Origin of the sequence: Streptomyces griseorubiginosus (genome assembly GCF_017614965.1) — a bacterium.
Lineage (GTDB): Bacteria > Actinomycetota > Actinomycetes > Streptomycetales > Streptomycetaceae > Streptomyces > Streptomyces griseorubiginosus_B.
This window is the reverse complement of record NZ_WVUG01000261.1, coordinates 1-12,698: the sequence shown is the minus strand read 5'-3', so window position 1 is coordinate 12,698 and position 12,698 is coordinate 1. Positions and strand designations below refer to the sequence as shown.

Genomic DNA, 12,698 nt, shown 5'->3' with positions numbered 1-12,698 from the left:
GTGCGGGGGCGGGGGCTGATGATCGGGATCGAGTTCGTGGACACGGAAGCCGACGGGGGCGGCGACGCTGACGCCGACCTTCGCGATGGTCTCGCCTATGAGCCCTATGAGCCCTATGGGCCCTATGAGCCCGGTGGGGCCCGTGGACCCGGTGGGCCCGGTGAGTTCGGTGGGCCCCCTGCCTGTGCGCCCCGTGGACCGGGTGCGACCGCCAAGCCGGCTCCATGGTCCGAAGGCCCCCGTCCCGCCGCTCCCGACCTCGCGGCCGCCGTTCAGCGGGAGTGTCTGCGGCGCGGTCTCATCGTCGAACTCGGCGGGCGCCACGCCAGTGTCGTCCGTCTGCTCCCACCGCTGACGATCAGTGACGAGCAGGCGGCCGCGGTGCTCGATCGCCTGGCCGACGCCGTGGCTGCGTCAGCCCGAGCCCAGGCCGGGCGACCGCCCGCGCCACGCCGACCGAACGGGGCCCCTCCGCGCATCCGGCAGGACGAGCGAGCCCAAAGGGCAGGCTGGCGCGGCGACTGACGCTCGCGCGCCCCTGGTCACACCCAGGCCGACCTGAACTCCGTGACGCAGTACCCGATTCGCCTCCCCGCGAGTCAGAGCCACCCATGAGGACCACCTTGAACACCACCCCCGCTCCGGAGACCCCCGGACCTGCCACGGCCCCCCACGGCGCCACCGACGAACCGTGTGCCGACCCGAACCAGCCCACACCGATGGGAACAACACCGCGGCGGAGTGGAACGGACCTGGAGGAGCAGCGCAGGGTCCCCGCGCAGCGAAGGATCCCGTCGTGGGCGACGGGCACAGCCAACCCGCCCGAGCCCGCCGAAGATCCGTACCACTGCGTGGCCGACCTCCTTGAGCACCCCGATCCACACACCGCAGCCGACGCCGCGACCATCGAGAACCTGCTCCGCTGCTGGGTCCGCGAGACCGATCTTCCGGCCCCTGACAGCGGCACGCTCCGCATCCCCCTGTCCGCCAGCGGTACGGCCCTGCTCGTCCCGGTCCGCTACTGGTCCCCCTCGGGATGGCACCGCTTCGGCCTTCCGAGCCTCGCCGGCTCCTCCGATCAGTCCCCACCTGTCGATGCCGTCACCATCGCCGCCCTGCTCGCCCGCGAGACCGCCACATGCAGCACCCCGAACGCGCGGCCCGCTCTCCCTCCCTTCTCCGCGACGGCTTCCGACCTGGTCACCCGCGTAGCCGACTCCTCCCGTCGTACCGCCACTTTCATCCGTGAACGCCGGGAGCACCCTTCCGGCGGCTCCGACCTCTTCCTCTCCGCCGAGCAGGCACTCGTTCTCGGCCATCCACTGCACCCCACCCCGAAGAGCCGCGAAGGTCTCTCCGAGTACGAAGCGCGCCTGTACTCACCCGAGTTGCGTGGCTCCTTTCCCCTGCACTGGCTGGCCGTCGCTCCCTCCCTGCTCGCCACCGACTCCGCCTGGACCGAGCGCGGCCGCCCCGTCCCCGCCCGGCAGCTCACCAGTCGACTCGCCGAGGCCGAACTGGCCCTGCCGGACGGTCATGCGGCCCTTCCCCTCCACCCCTGGCAACTGCGCGAGGTCCGCCGCCGCCCCGAGGTCTCGGCCCTGTTCGACGCCGGACTGCTCCGCGACCTCGGCCCCCAAGGCTCTCCGTGGCACCCCACCTCCTCCGTACGCACCGTCCACCGCACCGGCGCCCCCGCGATGCTCAAACTGTCGCTGGGCCTGCGTATCACCAACTCCCGTCGCGAGAACCTCCGCAAGGAACTGCACCGGGGCGTCGAGGTCCACCGCCTGCTGCGCAGCGGCCTGTCCCAGCAGTGGCGGGCCGCGCACCCGGGATTCGACATCGTCCGTGACCCGGCCTGGCTCGCCGTCGACACCCCGGACGGCGAACCGGTGCGCGGCCTCGACGTGATGATCCGGCACAACCCGTTCCACGCCTCCGACGACGTCTCCTGCGTGGCCGGACTCGTCGCACCCCGGCCACTGGCCCCGTCCGCCCCTCCGGCGAGCCCGGCCCGCCGCCCGGAGGCCCACCCGCAGTCGATGCGGTCACGCTTGGCAACCGTCGTCACCCGCCTCGCCCTTCGGACGGGACGTCCGCGCGGAGCCGTGGCCGCCGAGTGGTTCCTGCGCTACCTCGAGCAGGTCGTCCGTCCCGTGCTGTGGCTGGACGCGGAGACAGGCATCGCCCTGGAGGCCCACCAGCAGAACACGCTGCTTCTGCTGGATGCCGACGGCTGGCCCGCAGGCGGCCGTTACCGCGACAACCAGGGCTACTACTTCCGTGAGTCCCGCCGCACTGAACTCAACGCCCGGCTGCCCGGCATCGGCGAGCGCAGCGACACCTTCGTTTCCGACGAGGTCACCGACGAGCGTTTCGCGTACTACCTCGCGATCAACAACGTCCTCGGCCTCATCGGGGCGTTCGGCTCCCAGCGCCTGGCGGACGAAGAGCTGCTGCTCGCCGCGCTCCGCCGCTTCCTCGACGACGTCGCCTCCGGTCCCGCTGCTCTGCGCACCTCGCTCCCGGCCCACCTGCTCGACTCGCCCGTCCTGCGGTGCAAGGCCAACCTGCTGACCCGACTCCACGGCCTCGACGAACTCGTCGGCCCGGTCGACACCCAGTCCGTCTACGTCACCATCGCCAATCCCCTCCGTCTGTGAGAACAACTGGTCGCACACGGCTTTCCCGAGCACCAACTCCCTTCATCGCTGAGGAACATGCCCCACCCGCACTTCTGAGAGGAGCGTCGCCGTGTCTTCCACCGACGCCAACGCACAGGCAGCGCCAGCCCCTGCTCCCCGTACCGACACAGACGCCGAGACCAGTCCCCTTCCGGCCGGGGGCGGCACCGTGAGCACGGACAGCGACAGCGAGGACACGCTGGAACTGCGCCTGCCCGACGAACTGATCGCGCTCTTCTCCGAGGAGGAGGGGGCCCACGCCGACGAGGCACCGGAGCGGCGTGAGATCAAGACCGCGCCCACTCGCGCACGCTCCATCGACGGCGACCTCCTCGACGACGTCGGAGACTGGGGGTCTGTGACCACACCGGCGGGCGCGTTCCACCTCGTCCCCGTGCACATCGAACGGGACCTTCCGCTGGTCAGCCGCTGGATGAACGACCCTGCGGTCGCCGAGTTCTGGAAGCTGGCCGGACCTCCGTCAGTGACGGAGAACCACCTGCGCGCCCAGTGCACCGGCGACGGACGCAGCGTCCCGTGCCTCGGTGTGCTGGAGGGCACCCCGATGAGTTACTGGGAGATCTACCGGGCGGACCTCGACCCGCTGGCCCGCCACTATCCCGCCCGACCTCATGACACCGGAATCCACCTCCTCATCGGTGCTGTCGCCGACCGTGGGCGAGGTCTCGGCGGCATCCTGCTCAGAGCAGTCGCCGACCTCGCTCTCGACAAGCGCCCCGTCTGCGCGCGCGTCGTCGCGGAACCCGACCTTCGCAACACCCCCTCCATCGCCGCCTTCCTGACCGCCGGTTTCCGGTTCTCCGCCGAGGTCGAGCTGCCCGCCAAACGGGCCGCTCTCATGGTCCGAGACCGGTTGCTGCGCGATCTGCTGTGACGCCGTGCCACGCCCTCGTCACTTTTGGTACACCGCTCGAGCCGATGCGGTTCCCACTTCGCAGCGCGGTTCGCTTCGACGCCGAAATTCACCGAACCGATGTCGAAACCGAGCGGCAGCGGCGCTCGCCCGTCCAGAACGGCACTCACTCCGTCCACCGACGGTCATCGACAGTCCTCGACGGTCCAAAGCAGTCGTATCCGAACCACGCCACGGCGCACCCGGCCCTGATGCCGCCCCTCGTCCCCGCCTTGATCGCCCCTTTGTCAGTGCGGCGCCGTAGGGTGGTCGCGCTATGACGAAGCCCTCACTCCCCGAACTCCTGCATGCTGCCGTCACTGCCGTCGGCGGTACGGAGCGCCCCGGCCAGGTGACCATGGCCGAAGCCGTCGCGGAGGCGATCGACGACGGCTCCCATCTGCTGGTGCAGGCCGGCACCGGTACCGGAAAGTCGCTGGGCTATCTCGTGCCCGCGCTCGCGCACGGGGAGAGAGTCGTCGTGGCGACGGCGACCCTCGCCCTGCAGCGTCAGCTCGTCGAGCGGGACCTGCCGCGCACGGTCGAGGCCCTGCACCCCCTGCTGCGCCGCCGTCCGGAGTTCGCGATGCTGAAGGGCAGATCGAACTACCTGTGCCTGCACCGCCTCCACGAGGGCGTTCCGCAGGACGAGGAAGAGGGCCTGTTCGACCAGTTCGAGGCGGCCGCACCCACCAGCAAGCTGGGCCAGGACCTGCTGCGGATGCGTGACTGGGCCGACGAGACCGAGTCCGGCGACCGTGACGACCTCACCCCCGGCGTCTCCGACCGCGCCTGGTCCCAGGTGTCGGTCTCGTCCCGGGAGTGCCTGGGCGCGTCGAAGTGCGCGTACGGCGCCGAGTGCTTCGCCGAGATGGCACGCGAGCGCGCCAAGCTCTCCGACGTGGTCATCACCAACCACGCGCTGCTCGCCATCGACGCCATCGAGGGCGCGCCGGTCCTGCCGCAGCACGAGGTGCTGATCGTCGACGAGGCGCACGAGCTGGTCTCCCGCGTCACCGGCGTCGCCACCGGCGAGCTCACACCCGGCCAGGTCAACCGTGCGGTGCGCCGCGCCGCCAAGCTGGCCAACGAGAAGGCCGCCGACCAGCTCCAGACCGCCGCCGAGGGCTTCGAGCGGCTCATGGAGCTGGCCCTGCCCGGCCGCCTGGAGGAGATCCCCGAGGACCTCGGCTACGCGCTCATGGCGCTGCGGGACGCCTGCCGCACGGTCATCTCCGCGATCGGTGCGACCCGTGACAAGTCCGTGCAGGACGAGGACGCGGTCCGCAAGCAGGCGCTGGCGTCCGTCGAGGCGGTGCACGACGTTGCGGAGCGCGTCACCAACGGCAGTGAGTGGGACGTCGTCTGGTACGAGCGCCATGACCGGTTCGGCGCCTCCCTGCGCGTCGCCCCCATGTCGGTGTCGGGCTTGCTGCGGGAGAAGCTGTTCGCCGACCGGTCCGTCGTCCTGACGTCGGCGACGCTGAAGCTGGGCGGCGACTTCAACGGCGTCGGCGCCTCGCTCGGACTCGCCCCCGAGGGCACGGAGGGCGACGACCTGCCCAAGTGGAAGGGCGTGGATGTCGGTTCCCCGTTCGACTACCCCAGGCAGGGCATCCTGTACGTCGCCAAGCACCTGGCGCGCCCCGCGCGTGACGGCGACCGGGCGGACATGCTGGACGAACTGACCGAGCTGATCCAGGCGGCGGGCGGCCGTACGCTCGGCCTCTTCTCGTCCATGCGGGCCGCCCAGCTCGCCGCCGAGGAACTCCGCTCCCGCATCCCGGAGTTCCCGATCCTGCTGCAGGGCGAGGAGACCCTGGGTGAGCTGATCAAGAACTTCGCGGCCGACCCGCAGACCTGTCTGTTCGGCACGCTGTCGCTCTGGCAGGGGGTCGACGTACCGGGCCCCAGCTGCCAGCTGGTCGTCATGGACAAGATCCCGTTCCCGCGCCCGGACGACCCGTTGATGAGCGCCCGCCAGAAGGCGGTGGAGGAAGCCGGGGGCAACGGTTTCATGGCCGTCGCCGCCACCCATGCCGCGCTGCTCATGGCTCAGGGCGCCGGCCGCCTCGTACGCGCGTCGGGGGACCGGGGTGTGGTGGCCGTACTCGACCAGCGTCTGGCCACGGCCCGGTACGGCAGCTATCTGAAGGCGTCACTGCCCGACTTCTGGTACACGACGGACCGTAACCAGGTCCGGAAGTCCCTGTCGGCGATCGACGCGGCCGCCAAGAAGGCGGAGGCGGAGGCGGAGGCGGAATGACGGGTGGGTAGCCTGACGCGGCGCCGCGTCAGGCTACCCACCCGTCCCCGATCTCCGGCCACCCGGGGGCCGGGCACAACACAGGGCCCCGGAACCGGCGCAGGGGTCCCGGGGCCCGGTCAGGGGGCGGCCGCCACAGAGCCGCCTGCCGCGGCCGTCATACGCGCCGCAGCACCGCCACCACCTTGCCGAGGATGGTCGCGTCGTCGCCGGGGATCGGCTCGTACGCGGAGTTGTGCGGGAGGAGCCAGACGTGGCCGTCCTCGCGCTTGAAGCGCTTCACGGTGGCCTCGCCGTCGAGCATCGCGGCGACGATGTCGCCGTTCTCCGCGACGGGCTGACGGCGGACCGTGACCCAGTCGCCGTCGCAGATCGCGGCCTCGATCATCGAGTCGCCGACGACCTTCAGGACGAACAGCTCGCCGTCACCGACCAGCTGGCGAGGGAGAGGGAAGACGTCCTCGACCGACTCCTCGGCGAGGATCGGGCCACCGGCGGCGATCCGGCCGACCAGCGGGACGTACGACGCGGCGGGCTTGCCGGCGGTGTCGGTGGGCTGCACGGTGGCGGCCTGGTCGGAGCCGCGCACCTCGTACGCGCGCGGGCGGTGCGGGTCGCGGCGCAGGAAGCCCTTGCGCTCCAGAGCCATCAGCTGGTGTGCGACGGACGAGGTGCTGGAGAGGCCGACCGCCTGGCCGATCTCCCGCATCGACGGCGGGTAGCCGCGCCGCTGGACGGAATCCCTGATGACCTCGATCACCCGGCGCTGCCGGTCGGTGAGTCCGGAACTGTCCGCCCGGATGCCTGGAGGTCGGCCCGGCAGGGAGCGCTTGTGCCCCTCGGGATTCACGGCTTCGTTCATCGCATGCACCGGCTCGAGTCGGCCCTGGGAGCGGTCCTGGGCAGTGATGGTGGCACTGTCTGCGGTGGTGGTCACGTCGGCCCCTCTCGATGGTCTCCCTGCTGGACAACGGTAGTTGCTTTCGAAAGGTTGCGCCAAACACACGTTCGAGTGAAAAAACGCGGATCGCCTTACTTGATCATGTGTCTGGGTGTATGGCTAACGCGGCACCTGGCGGACAAAAGGGCTCATTGTTGTACTCTTCACCGCCGGGGTGATGGCCTCGTGGGTTGGTGCCCAGTCTGCCATCCGGCGTCCCCGCAACCGGGAACCGGCCCCCATTTCTGCGGGAGTCGCACGCCCTCTCCTTGTGGCGCCCACGGTATCTCCCCAGGTGCCGTAACGGTACGCCTGTGCGCGTGTGCATTCCGTGCGGCGGAGCGGGCGTATGGCACATGCCAATGCGCACGCGACACGCGCGTACGGCGTGGATGTATGAGCCAATCCCCACATCTAGTGGTTGGATTGCAACAGCAGCCCAGAAGTTGTGGTCCCCCGGGTCTCCGGACCCATGGTCATCGCCTATGCTTGGGGCTGCTTCGAGGGGCCCGTGGGGCTCAGCGAGGCTATTGAGTCTGCTGTGAGGAGGGTTGGAGATCATGCACTGCCCCTTCTGCAGGCACCCCGACAGCCGCGTCGTCGACAGTCGTACGACCGACGACGGCACGTCGATCCGCAGGCGCCGTCAGTGTCCTGACTGCTCCCGTCGTTTCACGACGGTGGAGACGTGCTCGCTGATGGTGATCAAGCGGTCCGGAGTCACCGAGCCCTTCAGCCGTACCAAGGTCATCAACGGTGTGCGCAAGGCATGCCAGGGACGGCCTGTCACCGAGGACGCCCTCGCCCAGCTCGGCCAGCGGGTCGAGGAGGCGGTGCGGGCCACCGGAAGCGCCGAGCTGACCACCCACGACGTGGGGCTGGCCATACTCGGCCCGTTGCAGGAACTCGACCTTGTCGCGTATCTGCGATTCGCCTCCGTCTACCGGGCGTTCGACTCGCTCGACGACTTCGAGGCCGCGATCGCGGAACTCAGGGAGGAGACGCGACCCGCCGGCGCGGACGACGACGACCGCGAGGACGCCGGCGCGGGGAGCCGGGAAGACGACATCGGGCCCGGAGGGACCGCCCAGGTCCCCGAGCCCGCGCACGCCGCCGACTGATCGGCGGGCCGGAACGCGGGGCGCAAGGCACCTGTGTCCGGCCGGACGGCGGCGATCGAGACCTGTTGCGGGCGTAGCGAGTGGGTGCCCGCAACACCAGACAGAACACCGTGCCACGGGAACAACGGGGCACTTCAGGGCGTTTTAGCCCGTACAGGGAGGCGGCATGACAGAGACGGCGAGCGGTCCGGCACGGAGTTCCCGCGCCAAGGGCACCAAGGCGACCAAGGGACTGCGTATCGAGCGCATCCACACCACCCCCGGCGTGCACCCGTACGACGAGGTGGCCTGGGAGCGCCGTGACGTCGTCATGACCAACTGGCGCGACGGCTCGGTCAACTTCGAGCAGCGCGGCGTCGAGTTCCCCGACTTCTGGTCGGTGAACGCGGTCAACATCGTCACCAGCAAGTACTTCCGCGGTGCCGTGGGCACCCCGCAGCGCGAGACCAGCCTCAAGCAGCTGATCGACCGCATCGTGAAGACGTACCGGAAGGCCGGCGAGGACTACAAGTACTTCGCCTCGCCCGCCGACGCGGAGATCTTCGAGCACGAGCTGGCGTACGCCCTCCTGCACCAGGTCTTCAGCTTCAACAGCCCCGTCTGGTTCAACGTCGGCACCCCGCAGCCCCAGCAGGTGTCCGCCTGCTTCATCCTGTCCGTCGACGACTCCATGGAGTCGATCCTCGACTGGTACAAGGAAGAGGGCATGATCTTCAAGGGCGGCTCCGGCGCCGGCCTGAACCTCTCCCGCATCCGCTCCTCCAAGGAGCTGCTGTCCTCCGGTGGCAACGCCTCCGGCCCGGTCTCCTTCATGCGCGGCGCCGACGCCTCCGCCGGCACCATCAAGTCCGGTGGCGCCACTCGCCGGGCCGCGAAGATGGTCATCCTCGACGTCGACCACCCGGACGTCGAGGACTTCATCGAGACCAAGGTCAAGGAGGAGGAGAAGATCCGCGCCCTGCGTGACGCGGGCTTCGACATGGACCTCGGCGGCGAGGACATCACCTCCGTCCAGTACCAGAACGCCAACAACTCGGTCCGTGTCAACGACGAGTTCATGAAGGCGGTCGAGCAGGGCGGCAAGTTCGGCCTCCGCGCGCGGATGACCGGCGAGGTCATCGAAGAGGTCGACGCCAAGGCCCTGTTCCGCAAGATGGCCGAGGCCGCCTGGGCCTGCGCCGACCCGGGCATCCAGTACGACAACGTCATCAACCACTGGCACACGTGCCCGGAGTCCGGCCGTATCAACGGCTCGAACCCGTGCAGCGAGTACATGCACCTGGACAACACGTCCTGCAACCTCGCCTCGCTGAACCTGATGAAGTTCCTCAAGGACGACGGCAAGGGCCACCAGTCCTTCGACGTCGAGCGCTTCTCCAAGGTCGTCGAGCTCGTCATCACCGCGATGGACATCTCCATCTGCTTCGCCGACTTCCCCACCCAGAAGATCGGCGACAACACGCGCGCGTTCCGCCAGCTCGGCATCGGATACGCCAACCTCGGCGCCCTGCTGATGGCCACCGGCCACGCCTACGACTCCGACGGCGGCCGCGCCCTGGCCGGCGCCATCACCTCCCTGATGACCGGCACGTCGTACAAGCGCTCCGCCGAACTCGCCGCCGTGGTGGGCCCCTACGACGGCTACGCGCGCAACGCCAGTGCCCACAACCGCGTCATGAAGCAGCACGCCGACGCCAACGCCACGGCCGTGCGCATGGACGACCTGGACACACCGGTGTGGGCCGCCGCCACGGAGGCCTGGCAGGACGTGCTGCGTCTCGGTGAGAAGAACGGTTTCCGTAACTCCCAGGCGTCCGTCCTCGCCCCGACCGGCACCATCGGTCTGGCGATGTCCTGCGACACCACCGGCGTCGAGCCCGACCTGGCCCTGGTCAAGTTCAAGAAGCTCGTCGGCGGCGGCTCCATGCAGATCGTCAACGGCACGGTCCCGCAGGCCCTGCGCCGCCTGGGCTACCAGGAGGAGCAGATCGAGGCGATCGTCGCCCACATCGCCGAGCACGGCAATGTGATCGACGCTCCCGGGCTCAAGCACGAGCACTACGAGGTGTTCGACTGCGCCATGGGCGAGCGGGCCATCTCCCCGATGGGCCACGTGCGCATGATGGCCGCGATCCAGCCGTGGATCTCCGGCGCCATCTCCAAGACGGTCAACATGCCGGAGTCGGCGACCGTCGAGGAGGTCGAGGAGATCTACTTCGAGGCCTGGAAGCTGGGCGTCAAGGCGCTCGCCATCTACCGCGACAACTGCAAGGTCGGCCAGCCCCTCTCCGCGAAGACCAAGGAGAAGGAGAAGGCCGAGGTCACGGAGAAGGCCGAGGCGACCATCCGCGAGACGGTCGAGAAGGTCATCGAGTACCGCCCGGTCCGCAAGCGCCTCCCGAAGGGCCGCCCCGGCATCACGACGTCCTTCACGGTCGGCGGCGCCGAGGGCTACATGACCGCCAACTCCTACCCGGACGACGGTCTCGGCGAGGTCTTCCTGAAGATGTCCAAGCAGGGTTCGACTCTCGCGGGCATGATGGACGCCTTCTCCATCGCGGTCTCCGTCGGCCTCCAGTACGGCGTGCCCCTGGAGACGTACGTCTCGAAGTTCACCAACATGCGCTTCGAGCCGGCCGGTATGACGGACGACCCGGACGTGCGGATGGCCCAGTCGATCGTCGACTACATCTTCCGCCGCCTGGCGCTGGACTTCCTGCCCTTCGAGACGCGCTCCGCGCTCGGCATCCACTCCGCCGAGGAGCGCCAGCGTCACCTGGAGACCGGGTCCTACGAGCCGTCCGAGGACGAGGTCGACGTCGAGGGTCTCGCCCAGTCGGCGCCGCGCGCCCAGGAGCTGAAGGCCGTCGCCACGCCGCGTGCCGAGGTCCAGGCGGCCAAGCCCGCTCCGAAGCAGGCCCACACCAGTGCCGAGCTGGTCGAGATGCAGCTGGGCATCCAGGCCGACGCCCCGCTGTGCTTCTCCTGCGGCACGAAGATGCAGCGGGCCGGTTCCTGCTACATCTGCGAGGGCTGCGGGTCGACCAGCGGCTGCAGCTGATGTGACCTAGCCGGTCAGGGCGGTGGCACCGGGAGTCCGGGCCACCGCCCTTCGCGCTCTTCGGGGCGGGGCCGCCCCTGTCAGGACGCCGTCTTCGTGTGCTTGAGAATTCCACTTTCCCCACAGAAGGATCACAGGTTACGCTCCCCCGGCGCACGACCGGCGCGAACATCGGGGTGGGGGACGTGGGGGACATGGTCGACGAATTCGCCGACACCAAGCAGGACATGGGCAGCGGTCCCGCAACAGGCGGCGGCAAGCCCGAGAAGAGCGTGGACACGGGGGCTCAGGTCATCGCGGCGATCGTGGTGGTCGTCGGCCTCGCGGGCGCCCTGTGGGTCCTCGGGGGAGGCCGGGACGCGGCGGGTGACACCAAGCCCGCCGTCTGCGACACCACGCATGACGCCAAATCGACCACGCACGTCGTTGCGGCAGGGCTGTGCACGGCGCTCAACCGTTCCGACCTGCCGACGCTCCTCGGCACGCCGGACGAGCAGGCGATCAGTGCCAGCGGCAACGTGAGCACGTTCACCTCCGCCGACGGAACCAAGACGGATTCCCCGGAGGCGGACGTCGACCTGAAGACCTACTCCCTGGAGCTCTCCGCGTCCGACGACGACTTCCCGGTGTCCGAACTGGCCGCCTTCCTCGGCGGCACGGTCCAGAGGAGGAGCTTCCTCGGCCACCCCGCGGTCCTCTACTCGGACCACACCACCGCTCTGCGCTTCAACCTGGGCGGCGGCAAGGTCCACACGGGCCCCGGAGGCGTCGCCCGCACGCTGATCGTCGCCAAGGACGCCAAGGACGGCGGCGGATCCTTCGAGGTGTCCATCTGGCGTCAGGACTTCGCGACACCCGACGACGCGGCGTTGTTCCGCGTCGCCGAGAAGGTGCTGCCGACGGTCCCGGGGTGGACCGCCGGCTGACCGGAGGTCAGGGCTGGTCGATCCGGCCCATGGTCCGGGTGAACGTCGCGGGGTCGTCCTCGTGGCCGTGGACGCCCGGACGGAAGTTCCAGGAGCCCGACTCGTCCCGCACGAACTCCCCGACGGTGGCCGCCGTGGCCCCGAGGACGTCTCCGAAGTCGTCCTCGGCGAGCACGGTGTAGCCCTCCCGTATGCGCCACCCCGGGTTGACCACGCTGACGAAGGTCCGGTGCGCCGCGCGCTGCTGGATCACGACGCCGACGACCACGCGCGCGTACCGGTCGCTGAGCCGGTCCAGCTCCAGCGTCATGACCTCGTCCCAGCCGAAACCCTTGCCGTCCTTGCTGTCCCGGTTGAGGTAGATGGTGCCGTCGGGAGAGCGGCTGTCGAAGTGCACCACATAGGCCGGATCGCCGTACGCGTCGCCCACCGGGTAGGTGGCGGCGACGATGTCCAGATCGGTGGGCGGCTGACCCGCCGGACTCGGATCCCACTTGAGGGCGATCTCGGCCTTGCGGATCCCCTTGTTGAGGCCGTTCACCACAGCTCCCCTTCCCCGTCTCCCCGTGTCCTCCTTGCGGCCCGAATCCCCGGGCGGACAAGGCCAGTTGTCCATCCTGCCACGTGTGCGCGCACATACGCGCGGGAGCTGTCCGCCGGAGCGTGACCGGCGCCACGCTCCGTGGCCTTACCATGGCGCGGTGCTGGTCAAGTGGATTCGCTGCACCGTGGTGGACCGCCGCGGGTTCGAGCGGGGGCAGCGGAAGTGGGCGGGGCTTCTGGG

8 protein-coding genes and 2 pseudogenes are annotated in these 12,698 nt (G+C 69.6%); 7 read left to right on the top strand and 3 right to left on the bottom strand.

All coding sequences use genetic code 11. The features are described 5' to 3' along the window. Positions 1-324: pseudogene (locus GRC12_RS47140) on the bottom strand (hypothetical protein); the annotation flags it as partial. A 395-nt stretch (positions 325-719) separates the two neighbouring features. Here GRC12_RS47140 and GRC12_RS33810 point away from each other — a divergent pair. The 3 genes from GRC12_RS33810 to GRC12_RS33800 all read left to right on the top strand — a co-directional run bounded on the left by GRC12_RS33810 (position 720) and on the right by GRC12_RS33800 (position 5,866). After that, positions 720-2,666 carry an IucA/IucC family protein gene (locus GRC12_RS33810; protein WP_208783611.1) on the top strand — a complete coding sequence of 649 codons (1,947 nt, stop codon included), beginning with the start codon at positions 720-722 and terminating at the stop codon, positions 2,664-2,666. A 91-nt stretch (positions 2,667-2,757) separates the two neighbouring features. Further along, complete coding sequence (locus GRC12_RS33805; RefSeq protein WP_208783609.1) at positions 2,758-3,582, top strand: GNAT family N-acetyltransferase; 825 nt, start codon at positions 2,758-2,760, stop codon at positions 3,580-3,582. Between the two features lie 295 nt (positions 3,583-3,877). Beyond that, positions 3,878-5,866 (top strand): ATP-dependent DNA helicase, encoded by a 1,989-nt coding sequence (locus GRC12_RS33800; protein WP_208783607.1) that lies wholly within the window; start codon positions 3,878-3,880, stop codon positions 5,864-5,866. 157 nt (positions 5,867-6,023) lie between these two features. On the opposite strand, the gene lexA is transcribed toward GRC12_RS33800, so the two are convergent. Continuing rightward, positions 6,024-6,803: a transcriptional repressor LexA gene (gene lexA, locus GRC12_RS33795; RefSeq protein WP_208783605.1), complete on the bottom strand. Its 780-nt coding sequence runs from the start codon at positions 6,801-6,803 to the stop codon at positions 6,024-6,026. A gap of 563 nt (positions 6,804-7,366) precedes the next feature. Here lexA and nrdR point away from each other — a divergent pair. The 3 genes from nrdR to GRC12_RS33780 all read left to right on the top strand — a co-directional run bounded on the left by nrdR (position 7,367) and on the right by GRC12_RS33780 (position 11,914). Beyond that, the gene (gene nrdR, locus GRC12_RS33790) at positions 7,367-7,927 is read left to right on the top strand and encodes a transcriptional regulator NrdR (protein WP_208783603.1); all 561 of its coding nucleotides are present in this window, start codon (positions 7,367-7,369) and stop codon (positions 7,925-7,927) included. Between the two features lie 166 nt (positions 7,928-8,093). Next, a complete protein-coding gene (locus GRC12_RS33785) occupies positions 8,094-10,988 on the top strand; it encodes a vitamin B12-dependent ribonucleotide reductase (protein WP_208783602.1) in 2,895 nt (964 codons plus the stop codon). 194 nt (positions 10,989-11,182) lie between these two features. After that, the gene (locus GRC12_RS33780; RefSeq protein WP_244374196.1) at positions 11,183-11,914 is read left to right on the top strand and encodes a DUF6215 domain-containing protein; all 732 of its coding nucleotides are present in this window, start codon (positions 11,183-11,185) and stop codon (positions 11,912-11,914) included. Positions 11,915-11,921: 7 nt separating this feature from the next. Here GRC12_RS33780 and GRC12_RS33775 read toward each other — a convergent pair whose 3' ends face one another. Further along, complete coding sequence (locus GRC12_RS33775) at positions 11,922-12,455, bottom strand: TerD family protein (protein WP_208783601.1); 534 nt, start codon at positions 12,453-12,455, stop codon at positions 11,922-11,924. Positions 12,456-12,615: 160 nt separating this feature from the next. Here GRC12_RS33775 and GRC12_RS33770 point away from each other — a divergent pair. After that, a pseudogene (locus tag GRC12_RS33770) lies at positions 12,616-12,698 on the top strand (DUF4937 domain-containing protein); the annotation flags it as partial.

What these genes read in the sequence shown, in the direction of transcription:
- GRC12_RS33810 (WP_208783611.1), top strand. Translation starts at nt 720, where the DNA reads ATGGGAACAACACCGCGGCGGAGTGGAACGGACCTGGAGGAGCAGCGC.
- GRC12_RS33800 (WP_208783607.1), top strand. Translation starts at nt 3,878, where the DNA reads ATGACGAAGCCCTCACTCCCCGAACTCCTGCATGCTGCCGTCACTGCC.
- nrdR (WP_208783603.1), top strand. Translation starts at nt 7,367, where the DNA reads ATGCACTGCCCCTTCTGCAGGCACCCCGACAGCCGCGTCGTCGACAGT.
- GRC12_RS33785 (WP_208783602.1), top strand. Translation starts at nt 8,094, where the DNA reads ATGACAGAGACGGCGAGCGGTCCGGCACGGAGTTCCCGCGCCAAGGGC.
- GRC12_RS33780 (WP_244374196.1), top strand. Translation starts at nt 11,183, where the DNA reads ATGGTCGACGAATTCGCCGACACCAAGCAGGACATGGGCAGCGGTCCC.